Source organism: uncultured Pseudoflavonifractor sp., assembly GCF_944387275.1.
GTDB classification, from domain to species: Bacteria; Bacillota; Clostridia; order Oscillospirales; family Oscillospiraceae; genus Pseudoflavonifractor; species Pseudoflavonifractor intestinihominis.
This window is the reverse complement of the sequence record NZ_CALXEG010000003.1, coordinates 22,784-41,964: the sequence shown is the minus strand read 5'-3', so window position 1 is coordinate 41,964 and position 19,181 is coordinate 22,784. Positions and strand designations below refer to the sequence as shown.

Annotated in this window: 15 protein-coding genes and 1 riboswitch; of the genes, 9 read left to right on the top strand and 6 right to left on the bottom strand. The window is 62.9% G+C overall.

The features are described from left to right. Positions 1–128 precede the first annotated feature (128 nt). The 4 genes from Q0K23_RS01495 (at position 129) to Q0K23_RS01480 (ending at position 5,682) form a co-directional block, all read left to right on the top strand. Positions 129–302, top strand: a complete 174-nt coding sequence (locus Q0K23_RS01495) for a DUF4250 domain-containing protein (RefSeq protein ID WP_294516999.1) — start codon at positions 129–131, stop codon at positions 300–302. 136 nt (positions 303–438) lie between these two features. Continuing rightward, entirely contained in the window at positions 439–1,746 is a 1,308-nt protein-coding gene (gene nagZ, locus Q0K23_RS01490; RefSeq protein WP_294516996.1) for a beta-N-acetylhexosaminidase, read from the top strand. Between the two features lie 122 nt (positions 1,747–1,868). After that, positions 1,869–4,034 (top strand): 5'-nucleotidase C-terminal domain-containing protein, encoded by a 2,166-nt coding sequence (locus Q0K23_RS01485; RefSeq protein WP_294516993.1) that lies wholly within the window; start codon positions 1,869–1,871, stop codon positions 4,032–4,034. Positions 4,035–4,269: 235 nt separating this feature from the next. Beyond that, positions 4,270–5,682, top strand: coding sequence for a hypothetical protein (locus Q0K23_RS01480; RefSeq protein WP_294516991.1), 1,413 nt, complete (start codon positions 4,270–4,272; stop codon positions 5,680–5,682). Between the two features lie 49 nt (positions 5,683–5,731). On the opposite strand, the gene Q0K23_RS01475 is transcribed toward Q0K23_RS01480, so the two are convergent. Both Q0K23_RS01475 and sleB read right to left on the bottom strand, forming a co-directional pair. Further along, positions 5,732–7,009 carry an amidohydrolase family protein gene (locus tag Q0K23_RS01475; RefSeq protein WP_294516989.1) on the bottom strand — a complete coding sequence of 426 codons (1,278 nt, stop codon included), beginning with the start codon at positions 7,007–7,009 and terminating at the stop codon, positions 5,732–5,734. Between the two features lie 89 nt (positions 7,010–7,098). Further along, a riboswitch (purine riboswitch) is annotated at positions 7,099–7,195 on the bottom strand. A 78-nt stretch (positions 7,196–7,273) separates the two neighbouring features. Beyond that, positions 7,274–7,948, bottom strand: a complete 675-nt coding sequence (gene sleB / locus Q0K23_RS01470; protein ID WP_294516987.1) for a spore cortex-lytic enzyme — start codon at positions 7,946–7,948, stop codon at positions 7,274–7,276. A gap of 175 nt (positions 7,949–8,123) precedes the next feature. On the opposite strand from sleB, the gene Q0K23_RS01465 reads away from it, so the two are divergent. The 3 genes from Q0K23_RS01465 (at position 8,124) to Q0K23_RS01455 (ending at position 11,372) form a co-directional block, all read left to right on the top strand. After that, positions 8,124–8,396, top strand: a complete 273-nt coding sequence (locus Q0K23_RS01465; protein WP_294516984.1) for a translation initiation factor 2 — start codon at positions 8,124–8,126, stop codon at positions 8,394–8,396. Positions 8,397–8,583: 187 nt separating this feature from the next. Beyond that, positions 8,584–9,129: a stage V sporulation T C-terminal domain-containing protein gene (locus Q0K23_RS01460; protein ID WP_294516981.1), complete on the top strand. Its 546-nt coding sequence runs from the start codon at positions 8,584–8,586 to the stop codon at positions 9,127–9,129. Between the two features lie 263 nt (positions 9,130–9,392). Then, complete coding sequence (locus Q0K23_RS01455) at positions 9,393–11,372, top strand: S-layer homology domain-containing protein (RefSeq protein WP_294516980.1); 1,980 nt, start codon at positions 9,393–9,395, stop codon at positions 11,370–11,372. A gap of 53 nt (positions 11,373–11,425) precedes the next feature. Here the strand turns inward: Q0K23_RS01455 and Q0K23_RS01450 are convergent, their stop codons facing one another. Then, complete coding sequence (locus Q0K23_RS01450; RefSeq protein ID WP_294516979.1) at positions 11,426–11,986, bottom strand: RNA polymerase sigma factor; 561 nt, start codon at positions 11,984–11,986, stop codon at positions 11,426–11,428. A gap of 185 nt (positions 11,987–12,171) precedes the next feature. Between Q0K23_RS01450 and Q0K23_RS01445 the strand changes: the two genes are divergently transcribed. Then, positions 12,172–12,894, top strand: coding sequence for a DUF4367 domain-containing protein (locus Q0K23_RS01445; RefSeq protein ID WP_294516978.1), 723 nt, complete (start codon positions 12,172–12,174; stop codon positions 12,892–12,894). Between the two features lie 79 nt (positions 12,895–12,973). On the opposite strand, the gene Q0K23_RS01440 is transcribed toward Q0K23_RS01445, so the two are convergent. Continuing rightward, positions 12,974–14,305 carry a sensor histidine kinase gene (locus Q0K23_RS01440; RefSeq protein ID WP_294517126.1) on the bottom strand — a complete coding sequence of 444 codons (1,332 nt, stop codon included), beginning with the start codon at positions 14,303–14,305 and terminating at the stop codon, positions 12,974–12,976. 22 nt (positions 14,306–14,327) lie between these two features. Continuing rightward, positions 14,328–15,044, bottom strand: coding sequence for a LytTR family DNA-binding domain-containing protein (locus Q0K23_RS01435; RefSeq protein WP_294516977.1), 717 nt, complete (start codon positions 15,042–15,044; stop codon positions 14,328–14,330). 201 nt (positions 15,045–15,245) lie between these two features. Between Q0K23_RS01435 and Q0K23_RS01430 the strand changes: the two genes are divergently transcribed. Beyond that, positions 15,246–18,260, top strand: coding sequence for a glycoside hydrolase family 3 protein (locus tag Q0K23_RS01430; RefSeq protein WP_294516976.1), 3,015 nt, complete (start codon positions 15,246–15,248; stop codon positions 18,258–18,260). A 93-nt stretch (positions 18,261–18,353) separates the two neighbouring features. Here the strand turns inward: Q0K23_RS01430 and Q0K23_RS01425 are convergent, their stop codons facing one another. After that, complete coding sequence (locus tag Q0K23_RS01425) at positions 18,354–19,097, bottom strand: M23 family metallopeptidase (protein WP_294516975.1); 744 nt, start codon at positions 19,095–19,097, stop codon at positions 18,354–18,356. Positions 19,098–19,181 lie beyond the last annotated feature (84 nt).

Below are 19,181 nucleotides of genomic sequence, written 5' to 3'. Positions count from 1 at the left end.
GCATGGCCGCGTGGGGCGGGACGCCCTGGCCAAGGTGGACGACTTCGTGGCGGAGAAGCTGGGGCAGTAAGCCGCCCGGCGTCTCTGCGCACAGCTCAGTCCGGTGGACCGGAAAGGAGGGGCTGCGTATGCTGCCTCAGGACCCTGTGATTTTGCTCAGCTACCTCAACACCAAGCTGCGGGATGAGTACCCCAGCCTGGAGGCGCTGTGCGACGATCTCCAGGCCGACGCCGGGGAGATCACGGCCAAGCTGGAGGCCATTGGATATACCTATGACCCTCAGCGGAACCAGTTCGTATAAATAAAAAGCGGGGAAGGACCGTCTGCACGCAGATGGTTCTTCCACGTTTTTGTATTTTATGGTACAATATTTTTGGCAGAATAAAGAATCCAAATATTTTAACCGGATATAAGCGCGAGACAACAGGAGGGAAGACATGAAGCGAATCCTGACCATGGTTCTGACACTTGCCATGCTTACCGCCATGGGCGGCTGTACCGGCGACCCGGCCCAGCCTCCGGCGTCTGCGGCGGAGCCCACGGCCTCTGAGCGCGAGCCCGTACCGGCCACGCCCTCCGCCTCTGGGACCGCTGGGCCGGTGGAGTCCCTGCCCGCTGAGAGCGGGCCGCCCGCCTCCACACCGGCCGCTGACCCCATCGCAGAGCAGGTGGCGGCTATGACGCTGGAGGAGAAGGTGGGACAGCTCTTGATCGCCGGATTCTACGGCACGGAAGACGGGGACTATGTGGACAGCCTGATCCAGGACTATCAGGTGGGCGGTCTGATCTTCTTCGGCCGCAACGTGGGCACGGCGGAGGAGCTGGTGGCCCTGGTCAATGACCTGCGGGCCAGAAACGGGGAACACATCCCCCTCTTCTTCTCCCTGGACCAGGAGGGGGGCACCGTGGAGCGCATGCCCGACGAGGTGAGCCCTCTGGAGGACGCCTACACCTACGGCCAGAGCGGCAGCAGCGAAGTGGGCTATTCCCTGGGCCAGGTGCTGGCCCACGAGTGCGCGGCCTTCGGCTTCAACCTGGACTTTGCCCCGTCCCTGGACATCTGGAGCAACCCGGAGAACACGGTCATCGGCACCCGGGCCTTCGGCACCACGGCGGAGGCGGTGGAGGCGGTGGGCCCCTGGGTGGCCTACGGCCTGATGGACGGCGGGGTCATCCCGGTGGTCAAACACTTCCCAGGCCACGGGGACACGGCGGTGGACTCCCACGTGGGCCTGCCCACGGTGTCCAAGACCGTGGACGAGCTGATGGCCTCCGAGCTCATCCCCTTCCGGAGCGCCATTGCGGGCCGGGAAGGGGAGGGGGTGCCCGCCGTTATGGTGGCCCACATCCTCATGGCGGCCATCGACCCGGAGCACCCCGCGTCCCTCTCCCAGGCGGTGGTCACCGGACTGCTGCGGGAGCAGCTGGGCTTTGACGGTGTGGTGTTTACCGACGACCTGACCATGGGTGCCATCACAGAGCACTACGGCCTGGACGAGGCCGCTGTCCTGGCCCTGGAGGCCGGGTGCGATGTGCTGCTGGTGTGCCACAACGAGGGGGATCTGGCCCTGGCCCGGCAGGCGGTACTGGACGCGGTGGCCTCCGGCCGCCTGAGTGAGGAGCGGATCGATCAGAGCGTGTACCGCATCCTCGCCCTGAAGCAGGCCTACGGCCTGACCAACGACCCCGTTGAAATGCCCGATCTCCAGGCCCTCAACCAGGAGATTACCGCTCTGAACCCCTGAGAAAGGCGCGACATTTTCTGCGGAATTTTACCTGTTTTTTACCAGCCCTTGGTTGAGCGGGCCCCAGCCCCTTGATATAATGCAGCACCGTAGGACAAACGAGAGAAAGAAGGAATGTAAGCATGAAAAAGCGTCCCATCCGCATCCTGCCCATGTCTCTGGCGCTGGCAATGTCCCTGTCTCTGGCGGCGCCGGTGTCGGCGGTCTCCCTGACCGACGTGGCGGGCCCCTACGCCCAGAGCATTGAAGCCCTGGCGGAGAAGGGGGTCATCAAGGGCGACGGCACCGGGGCCTACCACCCCGAGGCGCCTCTGACCCGCTCCGCCGCGGCCTCCCTGCTCTATGAGGCCTTCTGTCTGGTGCCCGTGTTCTCCATGGAAGCCGCCGCGCCCGAGGCCAATGAGGACGGCACCATGCCCGAGCCCCTCACCAAGCAGTTCTACTCCACCGAGACTACCGTGGCCACCCTGGACGCGGTGCTCATGCCCGCCGCCCCCGACGCGGTGGGGACCTGGGCTGAGACCGTGGCCAACACCGTACTGGAGGCCCGGCTGATGGACCAGATCGACGGCGAATTCCAGGGTGACAGGACCATGACCCGCTCCGAGTTCGCCCTGGCCGTGATGAAAGCGGTCTACGGCGCGGACAAGGACATGGATTTCCTGGCCCAGGGCAGGGCGGACGGCCTGCTGCCCGAGGGCCTGACCCTGGACGGCACGGTCATCACCCGGGGCGAGGCGGCCCTGCTGCTGGACACCGCCACCCGTGACCTGACCATCATCACCACCATGTCCACCTCCGACATCCACGGCAACATGGTGCCCTACACTCCCTCCGGCTCCAGCATCGAGGTGGGCGGCTCCGCCCGGGCGGCCTGGCTCTTTGACGAGGCCGAGCGCCGCAACCCCAACACCCTGATCCTCGACGGCGGCGACTCCCCCTATAACACCGACCTGGCCAACATCTCCCTGGGCAAGTCCAGCGTGGACGTGATGAACGCCCAGGGCTATGACGCCACCGTGCTGGGCAACCACGACTTTGACTACTCCTTTGACAATCTGCTCTCCCTGGCGGAGCGGGCGGATTACGCCATGCTCTCCGCCAACACCTACTGGAAGGACGGCACCTACCCCGAGCAGTTCGAGCCCTACATCGTCAAGGAGCTGGACGGCGTGAAGGTGGCCATCGTGGGCCTGACCGATGACGGCAGCAAGGCCACCACCCACTACGCCAACACCCAGGACATCGACTTCCACGACCAGTGGGAGGTGGGCAAGGAAGTGGTGGCCAAGGCGGACGCCGAGGCCGACGTGGTCATCCTGCTCTCCCACCTCCACGGCGGCAACAACACCGTACCCACCAGAATTGACGGCATCGACATGGAGATCGGCGGCGGCAACGACATCTTCGGCCGCCCGCTGAACATCGAAGGCACCGTGGTGGTCAACCCCGGCGGCGTGGGCACCTGCGTCAACCAGACCAACCTGAACCTGAAGGACGGTGAGGTCCTGGGCTACACCTTCAACCAGATCATCCTCTCCTCCGATGTGCCCGAGGACGCGGAGGTCAAGGCCATCATCGAGGACTACCAGGCCGACCTGGACGCCCAGATGGAGGTCGTCATTGGCCAGTGCGCCTCTGATATCGCCTGGTCCAGCCCCCTGGTGCGCACCCAGGAGAGCCCCCTGGGCAACCTGGCCGCCGACGCCCTGCGTGACTACTGCGACGCCGACATCGCCATCCAGAACGGCGGCGGCATCCGTGCCGGCCTCACCGCCGGGGACGTGACCGTGGGCGACGTGTTCGCCATGCTGCCCTTTGACAACAAGGTCACCCTGGTGGAAGTCACCGGTCAGACCGTGTGGGACGCCCTGGAGAACGGCGTGGACGGTTATCCCACCACCAACGGCAAGTTCCCCCAGGTCTCCGGCATCAAGTACACCTTTGACGGCTCCAAGCCCGCGGGCGAGCGCATCGTGTCCGTGACGATGGAGGACGGCACCCCCCTGGACCTGGATGCCTGGTACACCCTGGCCTGCAACGACTTCATGTGCGGCGGCGGCGACGGGTACACCATGCTCAACGTGTTCAACCCCGACGACGGCAATGAGCACAACGGCGAGACCGCAGCCCAGGACCTGCCCGGCTGCAAGCTGGTCTACCGCACCAACGACTACTACCGCACCGTGGTCAGCGAGTATATCAAGGCCCAGGGCAATATCGCCCCCGCTCTGGACGGCCGCATCACCATCCTCAACCCCCAGGAGGGCGGCGGCTCTCTGAACTGAGGTAATTTCCAAGTAGAACGAAAAACGGCCCCGGCGGGAGAATTTCTCCCGCCGGGGCCATGTTTATAGAACCATTTCTTGCGGAAAGTGGGATGTTATGGTATCCTGAAGGTGGAGAGAGGTACGCCGTGAACTGGAAAGGAGGCATCCCTATGCCGGAATTTCTGCTCAGCTATGGAACCCTCGGAGGGCCCGCACCTGTGGGACTTGTCCCGGCAGGAGGGAGGTGGCCGGTGTGAGAGGACGCATCTGGAAGGCGGTCCTGGCCCTACTGCTCCTGGGGGCGTGGATTGCCCCCACCGCCGCCGCCAACTCGGCCCAGTCCCACTGGTCGGGCACGGACAGGACAGGAGCCCTGATAGCCGACGAGATATGTCCCCTGGAGGTGCAGGGGGAGAAGCTGACCTTTGAGGTGCAGGAGTTCCCCAGGAACTACTACTCCACCGCGGAGGAATTCCGCTCCTACACCGGCTATGTGACGGCGGAGTACACTTTCTACAACCCGGCGGACTACACCGTCACCGCCACCCTGGTGTTCCCCTTCGGGGCCGTACCCGACTACGGCAATTTCTACGACGACCAGCTGGAGACCTCCAGCTGGGGAGTTGACGTGGACAAATACGACATCACCGTGGACGGCACTGCGGTGGAGAAGCGTCTGCGGCACACCCTGGCGGAGCGGTACGACCAGTTCGACCTGGAGCGGGACATGGCCCTGCTCCACGACGGCTATGCGGACGACCCCTTCTACACGCCGGACCTGACGGTGACGAAATATATCTATCAGGTCTCCGGCGTGGACAGCGAGGCCTACCCCGCCGCCACCGCCGCCTTTCTTTTGAACGCCGACCCGGCCTGCACCCGGGTGCTGCTGATGGAGCAGACCGGGGGCAAGACCCTGGAGGAGGGCGTGCTGGCGGATACCTGGGCGGAAAACGGGGTGAGATATACGGTCTGCTGCTTCGGCGAGCCGGTGGGGGAGCTGGACTGGCGGATGTACGAAAACGGGGCCTGCGAAAAGGAGATTGACGGCGCTGTGGAGCTGGTGGACACCTCCACCATGACCTTCAAGGACCTGGCCCTGGAAAACTGGACCGACGCCTCCGGCGTGCTGGAGCAGGACTGGTACAACGCCTTTGTGGAGGATCTGAATCGGAGTGAGTGGAGCTGCGGCGTCGTCAGCGGCAGCGACATCCACGAGGACCTGTCCCGGGCGCTGATGCGCTGGTACGAGTATGAGATCACTGTGGAGCCGGGGGAGCGGGTGGTCAACACCGTGACCGCGCCCCTCTATCCCTCCATCAACACCAACTACGACCCATCCATCTACACCTACACCTACCTGCTCTCTCCGGCCCGGACCTGGCGGGCCTTCGGGACCCTGGATATCAGGGTGAACACCCCTTATTTCATCACTGAGAGCAGCCTGGAGGGATTTGAGAAGGGGGAGGAAGGCTACACCCTGTCCCTGGACGGCCTGCCGGAGGGAGAGTTAGTCTTTGTGCTCAGCGCGGACGAGCATCCCGCCAAAGCGCTGCCCAACCTGTCCTACCTGGTCTTTTACCTCCCGGTTTTCCTGCTGCTGCTGGCGGTGATCCTGATCCCTGCCGCTGTCATCCTGGTGCGCCGGAGAAGAAGAAGACTGTAAAAGCACAAAAAATCGCCCCGCACCGTAAGTGCGGGGCGATTTTTGCGTCTTACCAGAGGGCAGTGCCCCGGACAAACTTCTTGACCACGTCCCGGTCCTCGGACAGGTAGATGGCCCGCTCCAGCCGGTCCTCCACCGGGAGAGGCAGCACGGGGGCGGTGCGGCTGTCGTCCAGCACCACGGCGTCCAGCTCGTAGCCCGGGTCAAAGGAGCCCACCTTGCCGAAGAAGGCGCCGCCGCCGGCGGTGCCCAGCCAGAAGGCATCAGGGGCGGTGAGGGGGGCCAGGGACTGGTCCTGGAGCCGCCAGCGCAGCTTGGACACCTGGATGGCGTCGGCCATGGCCCGGAAGATGGACAGGGTGGAGCCACCCGCCACGTCGCTGCCCAGGCCCTGGTTGAGGCCCTCGTCCAGGTAGCGGCGCACCGGCGCGATGCCCGAGGCCAGATTGGTGTTGGACTGGGGGCAGTGGGCCACGTACACGCCCCGCTCCTTCATGAGGGCGATCTCCCCGTCGCCGGACAGGACGCAGTGGGCCATGATGCAGTTGTGGTCGCCCCCGAAGAGGCCGAAGCGGTCGTAGGCGTCGCCGTAGAACCTGGACCAGGGGCACAGCTCCTGCACCAGGGCCACCTCGCCCCGATTCTCCGACAGGTGGGACTGTACCGGCACGTCAAATTCCTTCCGCAGCCTGCCCAGCCGCTCCATGAGGCCGTCGGTGCAGGAGGGGGTGAAGCGGGGGGTGATGATGGGACTCACCCGCTCATACCGCCCGGAAGAGGCCTCCAGCCACCGGCGGGTCTCCGCCTCGGCGGCCTCCGGGCTCTCCTCCCGCAGAGTGTCGGGGGAATTGCGGTCCATGTTCACCTTGCCCACCATGGCCACCAGACCGGACGCCTCCAGCAGGTCCATCAGCAGGAGGGTGGCGGGGCCGTGGAGGGTGGCGAAGACACAGGCGCGGGTGTTGGGGCCGTGCTTCATGTCCTCCACAAAGCGGGTATAGGCCTTGCGGGCGTAGTCCAGATCGGCGTACCGGGCCTCCTCAGGGAAGGCGTGCCGGTCCAGCCAGTCCAGCAGCTCCAGGTCCATGCCCAGGCCCCGGAAGGTGTACTGGGGGGCGTGGACGTGGAGGTCCACCAGGCCGGGCACCACCAGGTGGCCGCTCCAGTCCTCCACGGGCAGGTTGGCGTACTCCTCCGGCAGGGTCTCAAACACGCCGGCGGACCGGCCGTCCACACAGACCAGCCATCCGTCCCGGAGGGTATTGAGGTGCTGAGGGTCTCTGCTCCAGCAGAGGTCACCCCTGAGTGCAAAGCTGCGCTGTTTCATATTGTAACCTCCAGTCTGCGCATAGGCGCGCACGAAACGTATAGCCGCCGGGAAGGGCAGAAAAAAGCTGCCGGTCCGCGCGTCTTTCCCGGTATGACCGGGAGACTTATAGCGCGGCTGTTCCGGCAGCCGGTAGAGACGCCCAACCGATTTTGGGCCTATATAAGTGCTCTCTTTAGTTATATCGGGGGGAAACCCCTGAACAAATTCAGTATATGCGCCTTTGCCGCCTTTGTCAAGGGACGGTTGGGGAAAAGGGGCCGGTCAGGAGCAGAAACGGTGCTTGCCGATGACTGTGATGAGGGGCCGGCTCCAGATCCAGGCGCTGGTGGCGGTGTCCGGGTTGAAGTAGTAGATGGCCCCGCCGCTGGGGTCGGCGCCGTTGAGGGCGTCCCGGGCGGCCCGGTAGGCGGAGTCGGCCACCGGCTCGTTGAACTGCCCGTCCACCATGCAGGTGAAGGCGCCCGGCTGGTACACCACCCCGGCGATGGTGTTGGGAAAGGAGGGGTGCTCCACCCGGTTGAGAATGACCGCCCCCACCGCCACCTGGCCGCTGTAGGGCTCGCCCCGTGCCTCCGCCGAGATGACCCGGGCCAGCAGGTCCACGCTGTTGGACTGGCTGGAGGCGGGGGAGTCCCCGCCGGTGGTGGACATGCCCAGGGCCCGGAGGGTGGCCGGACCCACCACCCCGTCCGCGGTGAGGCCGTTCTTCCGCTGGAAGTACTTCACCGCCTCCTCGGTCTTGGGGCCGTAGATGCCGTCGATGGTCCCGGAGAAATAGCCCCAGTTCTTCAGTTTGGTCTGGATGGTGCGCACCGCGTCGCCGGTGGAGCCCTGCCGGTATACGGCGGCCTGGGCCGACTGGAAAAAGGTGATGACCGCGATATTGACCGCAAAGAGCACTGCCAGGGAAAGCACCAGCCTGCGCCGGTTCTGCATGAGAATCCCCCATTTCTTGTTCCGCGTTTGGCTATATTGTACGGCGGAAAAAGACGGGATATGCGGACAGAAGCGGAGGAAATGGTTTCCGAAAAAACGGCGGGAGGGGAATAGTGGAAGAAAAAACGGGCCATACTGGAGATATAAAATTTCAATGTGGAGAGGATGATGGGACATGGTAAAGGGCGTCACCCGCCGGGTGATCGTGGTCAAGTCCCCTGACCGCCGGCTGTTTGAGCAGGCCATCTTTATTGTCAAGGAGGAGGCGTTTGCCGCCCAGGGCGTCACGGCACGGCAGGTGCTGGAGGAGGCCCAGCGGGTGGCGGACGGGTACATCCGCCGCAACACCGGCCCGGGCCGGTGGCTGCGCAGGATTCCCGGCCCGGTCTACGGACTGGCCGGCGCGGCCGCTGCAACACTGGCCTGGGCGCTGGTGCTGTTTTTATAAATTAGAATCGGGGAGGGGCGACACCCCTCCCTTTTTGCTGTCTGAAACGGCGGGAAGGGACAGAGCGTTCAAAAAAATACGCCGTTTTGCTGCCAAATGAAACCAGAGGACGCCTTCGCATAGGGAAAAGAAACCTGCAAATAATAGGGCTGTTTAGAAAAATAAGACCGCAGGAGGAATCCTATTTATGAAGGCCACAGGCATCGTAAGACGCATTGACGACTTGGGCCGGGTCGTGATTCCCAAGGAAATCCGCCGGACCATGCGAATCCGCGAGGGCGACCCCCTGGAGATCTACACCGACAAGGACGGCGGGGTCATCTTTAAGAAATACTCCCTGATGGGCGGGCTGGGGGACTTCGCCGGCCAGATGTGCGAGACGCTGAACAAGACCACCGGCGCCATCGCGGTCATCACCGACCGGGACAGCTGTATCGCCGTGGCGGGCACTCCCCGCCGGGAGCTGGCGGAAAAGCGCATCTCCCAGGACCTGGAGCAGCTGATGGAAGGGCGGCAGATCTACCAGTACCGCCAGGGAGAGACCCCGCTGCTGGTCAGCGAGGAGAACGAGAAATACTTCATCTCCACCGCCGCGCCCATCCTGTCCGAGGGGGACGTGCTGGGCTGCGTGCTCTTCGCCTCCGCCGACCCGGATATGTCCGCCGCCGGAGAGACCGACTACAAACTGGCCCAGACCATCGCCGGCTTCCTGGGACGGCACATGGAGTCCTGAACAGAGTGAAAGGGACATGGAACCCGGAGGGGGCCATGTCCCTTTTTCTGCGGTCTGTACCGGAAAATTTGGTAAAGAAATTGAAAAAAGAATAACCATGCAGAACAGCAAATGCTGACGGGTAAAAAATGAATTCCCTGTTGCAGATATCCGGGAAGTGCGTCTATTCTCATAGAGAGATGTGGAGAGAGGTGTGTCCGATGAGCTGAGCGAGACCCGGAGGGGAACATAGAGGCCCTATCATACACAGGGAGGTTATTGCCATGAGACGATGGATTGCCTGTTTTTTGACTCTGCTGCTCTGCATGGCGGCGCTGCCCGCGTCGGCGGCGGAGGCGTCCGCGCCGTCCCCATGGGCGGAAAATGAAGTGAGTGAGGCCATCTCCGCGGGCCTTGTGCCGGAGGAGCTCCGGACAGACTACCAGCAGGATATCACCCGGGAGGAATTTGCACATCTGGCTGTCCAGCTGTGCATGGTCAAGTTCCGCTATGTGGGCGGCCCGGAGCAGTTTGTGGAGGACTACCGTCTCTATTTCCACGACAGAGAAGGAAACCCCGCCGCCGCCATTTCGGCGGAGTTCTCTGACGCCACGACCTGGGGGACCGCGGCCGCCGCGCTGGGCATTGTCCAGGGGCGGGGAGACGGCACCTTTGACCCGGAGGGGCTCATTACCCGCCAGGAGGCGGCGGCCATGGTGACACGGGCCTATCAGGCCTACTCCGGCCAACCCGAGCTGAATATCATAGGCGGCGGCTCCGCCTATGAGAACGCCCCGGACTGGGCGGCGGAGTCCATCGCCTGGCTGGAGTGGTGGGGATTTATGAAGGGGGACGGCAAGGGGGATTTCATGCTCCAGAGCCACCTGACCCGGGAACAGGCCATTCTGATTTTTAAGCGCCTGTCGGACTGGTATACCCCGACATACGGGCTGGTGCCCTACGAGGAGGAGCTGTCCCGCACCCTGTTCCCCGAGGGGGGCGCCTTCAGCCTGACGGAGATGGTCGAGGAGTCCAACAACGCGGGCGTGCTGGGCATCGAGGCCGACGGCACCCCCTCGTTCTGGATCGTGTACGGAAGCGGCGGCCGGACGCAGCTCTGGCCCATTCTGGAGGAGCTGGTCCCGGGAATGACCGGGGTGGAGGACCTGTCCGTTGTGAACGGAACGGATCTGACGTTCTACGTGAAGGCGGAGGACGGCGCCCGGCTCTTCCGGCTGTCGTTTTCCTGCAAGACCGCCGGGGAGATGCGGGAGGTCCTGACCCCGCAGCCCGCCCTGGACGGCATCGGGGTGACGGGCTTTGACGGGACCCATGTGTTTGCGGCGGCGGAGGACGGCGTGGCCGTCTATGACATGACGGGGCAGAAGATGTTCGACCTTCCGCCGGGGACGATCACCTGGGACGGAGATACCGGCATATTCCGCCATGACAGCGCCGACGGCGTCATGTACTATACGTCGGAGGGACAGCCCTTGGGCCAGACGCCCTGGTTTGCCGCAACCGATTTCCATATCGGCCAGGCCGTGGTTCAGGGGGAGGCGGGCGGATCCGTCTCCGTCATTGACAGCAGCGGAAAGGTTCTCAGCACCCTGGACAGCTTCGGCGGAACCATCGCGGATCCCACCTATGACGGCGGCTACGGCGGAGATTATGTGCTGCTGGATAAGGATGGCCGCCACTACCTGCTCAACACCACCGACGGGAGCCTGTTCGGCGGGGAGTATTTGGATGTGGGGCCTTTTGAAGGAACCTACATACCGGTGAAGACGGAGGAGGGCTGGGGATTTCTCGACCAGTTTTTCCAGATTGCCGTCTCATGCCAGTATCTGAAGGTATATCCGTTCCGCAATATGATGGCGGTGGTGCAGCAGCGCGACGGGACGTTTTCCAGCGTGGATACGCATGGCCGTGACGGGACCCTGGGCTCCAGCTGGACGTTCCTCTCCGGACTCAACGGTCAGGGCCGCACCCTTGGCATCCGTCCCGATGAAGAGGGGATACCCCAGACGATGCTCGTATCGGAATTCCAGCTTCCCGTGCCCTTGCCGGGGGATATCACGGAGTATGTGCTGTACGGCGCGACTGCGGTGCGCACAGCGGACGGAAAAATCACCCTCTTTGGCATGAGCGGAACAGAGACGCTCGCAAGGCTGGACCTGGAGGGCGTCTGGGGCACAGCGGATGGTGACATCGTGCTGCTGAAGTCGGACGGACGGTATTACCTCTACGACCCGTTTGGATAAAAGAAAACAGCGGCTGGATTCCAAAATGGGAATCCAGCCGCTTTGCGCCGCCTTCAGCCTGCCTGGTCTGCCGCGATGAGCTTGTATGCGGCCTTCCGCGCCCGGCTCAATGCCATGCGGACGCTGTCGGGCTTTATGCTGAGCTCTTTCCCGAGTTCGGCCGGGGTCTTTTCCAGAATATAATACCCCTCAAGCAGGTATTTGCTCCGGTCATCCAGGCGATCCCACACGCGGGACAGGGCGGAAAAGTCCGCCTTCTCCAGAATGACGCGCTCCACCTCGTGCACAGCGCCCCAGCTGAGGTCGGAATCCGGAATCTCATCAAAGGAGCTGTCAGGGCCGTGCCGCGCCTGTTTCCGCATGTAATCAAGGGCGGTGTTTCTGGACGCGGTGACCACATAGCTGATGCGCTGGACGTCCGTCCGGCTCTTCAGCAGCGGGATTTTGTCAATCAGCTTTACAAGGGCGGACTGCATGACGTCTTCCGCCGCCCAGTCGTCCCGGACGATGCGCTTGATTGTGCTGTACATAAGCCGCTGATAGCTCATGTACAGGTTCTCCATAAACGCGCGGTCGTCCTCATCTTCGATGGCAAGAATACAAATTGGGATCACGGTATCTCCTTCTTTCTGTGCGGAATCCGGCACCGTATTTTTGAGGAAAAGGCGTGTGCTCTGGGCGGATAAGGCGGGAGGGGCGGTTCTTCTAAAAGACCATAAAGTATGATATGCTGAGCTTGAGGCGGCAAAATGAATGATACAAAGTATCTGCACATCTGTGCGGAGGGAGGGGATGTCCCATGACGCGGCATGAAGCGCTGTATGAGAGATACCAGGACGCTCTGTTTGCGCTCCTGATGGAGGAAGTGTCTGTTGCGGAGGGCAGAAAAGCGCTGGAAGAAAACGAACGATTGAATCAGGACGGGCAGGCGGAAGTTCCGCCTGAAATTTCCGCCCGGTGCATGGACTGCATCAGAAGGGCGCTCAGGAGGAAAAAGGCTGTAACAGCCAGAAGAGCGGCCCTTCGGCTGTCACGGGGGATTGCGGCGGTCCTTCTGGCGGTGATACTCCTCTTTACCGGAGCCTTCGCGTTTTCGGACTCCTTCCGCTCCGCAGCACTGAATCTGTTCATTGAGTATTTTGGAGACAGAATTGATTTTAACTTTAGGCACTCAGAGGGGACTGGGATGCAGATTCAGGTGGGATGGGTGCCGGAGGGATTTGAGTTGACGGAAAAAACGGAGGATTCCACGCAAATATTCTGTATTTACACCGGAGGAGCCGGTCAGAGGCTGATGCTGGTATGTTACCAGATAAAGGGAAGCTCGTTCAGCTTTGACAGCGAAGATGCGGATGAGGTGACGGATATATCCATCAACGGCAGGGAGGCGCTCCTGATTGTAAAGGGAAATTCAATACAGATTATACAGGTTGGCCCTGATAAGTCGATACTGATCCAGGTTGTTGCAGAAAACGTCGGTAAAAGCGATGTCATCAAATTCGCTGAGTCGGTCACCTATTGAAATCTCACCTGCTTCCTGCGCGCGGCGGTCACAGACTTCTTAGGGTCAGCCCCCCGGCATTGCCGGGGGGCTGATTGGTTTATTCGCCTCTGGGGCGGGCCAGGGGCAGCATGACCTTCACAGTAAAAAATCCATCCTCCACGCTGTACCGGAGAATCCCGTTGCACCGCTCCACCGCCTGGGAGACGATCTTCACGCCGAAGCCGTGGGAGCCCTTGTCCTCCTTGGTGGTGCGCAGGTCGGGGTTTTCCGCCAGCACGTCCCGGCTGACCTTGTTGCGTATCACGCACACCAGATACTCCTGCACGCACTTGATGGTGATCTGGAGCAGGGGGTCCTCCTCCTTCCGGCTGGCCTCGATGGCGTTGTCCAGCAGGTTGAGCAGGATGGTGCACAGGGCGTCCTCGCTGACGGCCAGACTGGTGGGCACCACCACCTCGGTACAGGTGCGGATGTGGTGCTGCCGGGCCTCCCCCAGCTTCCGGTTGAGCAGGTAGTCCATCAGGGCGTTGCCCGTCTCAATCTGATTCAGGGCGGCCAGGTCCTCCCCGGTGACCTTGTCCAGATAGGCGCTCAGCTGGTCGTACTTTCCCTGCTTGAGCAGAGCCTGGATGTAGTAATAGTTGTTCTTCAGCTCGTGGCGCTCCTTCTTCAGCCGCTCCTGAAGGGTGAGGGAGAAGCGGAACCGGGTTAGCTGGGCCTGGGTCTGGGTGAGGGCCTGGTCCAGGTTCCGCAGGTCCTCATAGGACCGGATGATGAGGGAGAGGAAGTAGTAGATCACCGGCAGGTTGGTGATGACCACCGCCGAGATGATCTGAAGGGAGTAGTTCAGCAAAGTGGGGCTGTTGGTGACCAGTACGTAGGCAATCAGCAGGCTCACTGGGAAGTAGAGGGCGATAAAGAGCTGGCTGGGGGCGAAGCGGAGGGAGGTGTCCAGGGGAAATTTGCGGAAGAGCAGGATGAGCAGCACCAGCAGCACGCACAAAATCAGCTCACTGCATATGTCCAGCGTGGCGTAGAGCCGGGCGGGGAGGACGGACTCCCGCTCATAGAGGGGCTCACACACCATTTTGAAGAGCTGGACAAAGGAGACGTAGAACACGATGTAGATGAGCTTGAAGAGAAAGGCCTTGCGGAGCAGAAAGTGGGCCAGTACCAGCTGCACCAGAATATTGCACAGGAAATAGTACCAGTAGGGCTGTACGTAGGGGGTGGTGGACGGCGGAGCGTAGACGGGCAGGGAGGGGAGGTTCATCATGGCGAAGTAGACGGCGGTGGACAGCAGCACATAGAGCCAGCCCCTGAGCCAGCGCCGCTTGGCGCCGCAGAGCATGTAGATGGTACAGGAGAGCAGGGCGAAGTTGACGATGCCGTCCAGGGCCACCAGGCGGTAAAAGCGGTAGAAGGTCATAAACAAAGCGGCATCCCTCCTGTCAGTTGGTGCTGTACTGGAGGAACTGCTGCTTGACCTCCTCCAGCTTGCCCCGGCTGATGGGGATCTCCGCCCCGCTGCTCAGCCGCAGGCTGCTCTTGCCGATGTACCGGATGGCCTCGCAGTTGACCAGAAAGCTGCGGTGGGGCTTGAGGAAGGGCCAGGGGGCCAGCTGCTCCTCCAGGTCCATCAGCTTGCAGCGCAGGACGGTCTCCCCCTGGGCGGTGACGATACGGCAGTCCTTCCGCTGGGCCTCCGCGTACAGCAGGTTGTGCACGTCAAAGGAGTAGATGTCCCCCGACAGAGGCTCCCGGATCTGGAGCATGTGCCGCTCCGACTGCCTGAGGCGGGTCAGCAGGGCGTCGGCCAGGGTGTCCAGCTGCCTGTCGTACTGGCTCTTGCGGACAAAGCGGAAGGGCTGGACCTCAAAGGTCTGAAAGACCAGCTCGTCCTTCTGGGAGAGAAAGACCACCAAAGCCTCGGGGGCCTGGGCCCGGATGCGGCGGCAGACCTCAATGCCGTCCAGCCCGGGCATCTCGATGTCCAGAAAGATCATGTCGTAGTGGTAGTGGGACTGGTACATGGCCAGGAACTGGTCCCCGGAGGGGAACAGGTCGAACCCCACCGACACGTTCCGCGCCTGAAAGGCGGCGGCCAGAGTGTCCCGGAAATAGGCCCGGATGACGTCGTCGTCCTCCACGATGGCGGCCTGATACATATGATCCCCTCCTTTTTCTCCAGTATAGCACAGGGAGCGCGGGGACTGTCAACGGCAGGGAAGGGCGTTTGTGCATTTCGTACCCTATTCGGCCATTTCGTACCGATTTTCAAAAACAGAGGAAAAGCGTGCTAAAGTAGGGGACGAAAAGGAGCGTGCCCGTGCCCGGGCGGCTCCCGCAGACATGAAGGAGGAACGGAAATGGAACAGAAAAAGAAGGGCAGAACCGTCGGCGCGGTGCTGCTGGCCATCCTGCTGGTCCTGGCCGTTGTGGTCAACGTGGTCCTCACCGGCCCGCTGTACACGGTCATGAACATGTACTTCGGCAAGGGTGACGCCATCATCGAGGACAGCGAGAGCAGCGCGAACATTGACGGCAATTACTACACGTCCGACTACGCCAGCGCCGAGGAGCTGCTGTCCGCCAGCGAGGAGCTGGCCGAGCGCATCGAGGGCGAGGGCATCGTGCTGCTGAAGAACGACAACAGCGCCCTGCCTCTCTCTGACGGCGAGCGGGCGGTGTCCCTGTTCGGCCGCACCAGCGTGGACCCCATCTACACCGGCGCGGGCAGCGCGGCCACCGAGAGCAGCCCGGTGAACTACAAGACCGCCCTGGAGGAGGCCGGCTTCTCGGTCAACCCCGACCTCTATGACTTCTACGCCAACCACGCCATCTCCACCACGGTCAACAAGGTGACCATGCCCACCGGCATGGGCGACATGCCCGTGGAGTACACCGGCCGCGGCTTCATCTCTTCCATGGGCTCGGCCATGTTCATCAACGATATCATTGCCGAGGTGCCCGTCCAGGACTACCCCGACAGCCTGAAGGACTCCTTCACCTCCTACAACGGCGCGGCCATCGTGTTCATCGGCCGGGTTGGCGGCGAGGGCTGCGACCTGCCCACCGACATGAGCGACTACGCCCCCCGGGAGGAGGACAAGGACAAGACCTACCTGGAGCTGAGCAGCATCGAGGAGGAGATGCTCGCCTACGTCAAGGAGCAGAAGGACGCAGGCGTGTTCAGTAAGATCATCGTGGTGTGCAACACCGCCAACGCCCTGGAGCTGGGCTTCCTGGAGGACGAGGCCTACGGCATCGACGCCGCCCTGTGGGTGGGCTGCATCGGCGACCAGGGCGCCCGCGCCCTGGCCGACGTGCTCACCGGTGAGGTGATCCCCTCCGGCCGGACCGTGGACACCTATGTGTACGACCTGACCAAGGACCCCTCTTTCCAGAACTTCCAGGAGCTCTACTACACCAACGTGGACGGCACCATCGGCGGCTATGAGTCCGGCTCCTTCATCGAGTATGAAGAGGGCATCTACGTGGGCTACCGCTACTACGAGACCGCCGCCGCCGAGGCCCTGGCGGGCAACTACCCCGGCTTTGACTACGCCGCCGCCGTCCAGTACCCCTTCGGCTACGGCCTGTCCTACACAGACTTCACCATGGAGTACGACGGCGCCCCCACCTATGCCGACGACACCTTCACCTTCAACGTGAAGGTGACCAACACCGGCGACACCTACTCCGGCCGCCAGGTGGTGCAGATCTACGCCGAGGCCCCCTACACCTACGGCGGCGTGGAGAAGTCCAAGGTGGTGCTGGTGGCCTTCGGCAAGACCGACGAGCTGGAGCCCGGCGCCTCCCAGACCCTGACCCTCACCGTGCCCGCCGAGGCCCTGGCCTCCTATGACTACAAGGGCGAGGGCTGCTATGTGCTGGACGAGGGCGACTACACCTTCTACCTCAGCGACAACGCCCACAGCTGGGCTGAGCTGACCCAGGGCGACGGCAGCCGCATCTTTACCCAGCGCCTGGAGAAGGTGGTCTACAACCAGGACAACAAGCGCCCCTCCGACCAGGTGGCCGCGGTCAACCAGTTTGACCAGGTGTCCGACGTGTTCACCGACACCCCCGAGGAGGGCGCGCCCCTGAACATGACCCGTGCCGACTTTGCCGGCACCTTCCCCACCTTCCCCACCGCCGCCGACATGGAGGCTGACGAGGCCACCAAGACCGACCTGGAGACCATGTTCGACGAGAAGACCGACCCCACCCTGGGCAATGTGGAGGGCAGCATTGTCTACACCGATGAGATGCCCGCCACCGGCGCCTCCAACGGCCTGACCCTCATCGACCTGCGGGGCAAGGACTATGACGATCCCAGCTGGGACCTGCTGCTGGACGAGCTGAACATGAGCGAGGTGGCCAACATGCTGGCCAACGCCGGCTACAACACCGCCGAGATGCTCTCCATCGGCAAGCCCGCCACCCTGGACTACGACGGCCCCATGGGCTGGTCCACCTGGGTGAGCGCCGCCGGCGGCGACGCCGTGTGCCTGGGCTTCCCCGCTCAGGAGGTGCTGGCCGCCACCTGGAGCCAGGATCTGGCCTATGAGATGGGCAAGATGGTGGGCGAGCAGGGCCTGTACAACGGCTTCAACGGCTGGTACGCCCCCGCCATGAACACCCACCGCTCCGCCTTCGCCGGCCGCAACTACGAGTACTACTCCGAGGACGGCCTCCTGTCCGGCAAGATGGCCGCCAGCGAGGTGTCCGGCGCCATGGAGAAGGGCGTGTACTGCTACCTGAAGCACTTCGCCCTCAACGACAAGGAGGACGGCCGCAACGGCATGGCCACCTTTGCCAACGAGCAGGCCATCCGCGAGATCTACATGAAGCCCTTTGAGCTGTGCGTCAAGGAGGCCTCCGCCACCATCAACTACACCGGCGAGGACGGCCAGATGACCAGCCGGGAGATCAAGGCCGCCACCGCCATCATGAGCGCCTACAACTGCATCGGCACCCAGTGGTCCGGCGGCAACTACGGCATGATGACCCAGGTGCTCCGCAACGAGTGGGGCTTCGAGGGCGCCGTGATCTCCGACTACTACGGCGGCAACGCCTACATGGACCCCGATGAGGGCGTGCGGGCCGGCAACGACCTGATGCTCAACACCTTTGCCGACGGCTCCCTGTCCGACACCTCCTCCGCCACCGGCGTGACCGCCATGCGCAACGCCGCCCACAATGTGCTCTACATGGTGGTCAACAGCAACGCCATGCAGGGCATCACCTCCGGCGTGACCATCCGTTACGCCCTGGCCGGCTGGCAGAAGGCCCTCATCGCCGGCGACGTGGTGGTGGCCGTCATCGTGGTGGCAGGCGCTGCCCTGCTGCTGCGGAAGAAGAAGACCGCAAAGGCCTGATTTCCGACAAAATCCTACCTCCCCATAAAGACGAGAAGGGCACAGCCAACGCTGTGCCCTTCTCGTTTTCTGCTTGGGGAAAGCCTGCGTTTGTTATTTCACATCCGGCAGATAGTCCAGCGGGTCCACATAGGCCCCGTCCTTGAGCATCTCCAGATGCAGATGGGAGGCGGTGAGGCTCTCGGACTTGGCGGTGCTGCCCACCGAGCCGATGATGTCCCCGGTGGTGACCACGTCGCCCACCTCCACGGTGGGCAGCTCGGCCAGGTTGGAGTACACGCTCACCATGCCGTTGCCGTGGTCAATGGTGACCGTTGTGCCCATAAAGTAGTCCTGCTCAATGGCGGTGACCGTGCCGCCTGCGGCGGCCTTCACCTGGATGCCCAGGTCGGCGGCGATGTCCACTCCCTCATGGGTCCGCCAGTCGCCCATGGTGGGGCTGAAGACCTGCTGGTCGGGGGAGAAGGCGTTGAGCACCGCGCCCTTTACCGGCCAGGTGTACACGGAGGAGGTGACCACCTCAGAGGGCTTGGGGCTGGACGAAGGGGCGGCGCTGGCGCTGGGGGCGGGCGTGGCCGAGGGAGTGGGGGTGGACGAGGCGGTGGCCGGAATGGTCGGCTTCACCGCGTCCACGGTGGGAGAGGGGGAGACGCTGGGACTGGGGGTGACGGTGACCTGCGCGGTCCCGCCCACCGGGGCGGCGGGGTCGTCCCCGCCCAGGGTGGAGAAGAGGTAATAGCCCGAGATTCCAATTGCGGCGACGCAGAGGAACAGGACTATGTAAAAGCCCTTCCCCGCCATGAAGTCGCTGAAGCGGTCGGTCCATGGTTTTTTCATTATGACGCTCCTATCCTAAGATTTGAGGGGGCCGGAGCTCCCTTCGCGTCCTATTGTGGACAGGGATGAGGAAAGATATACATG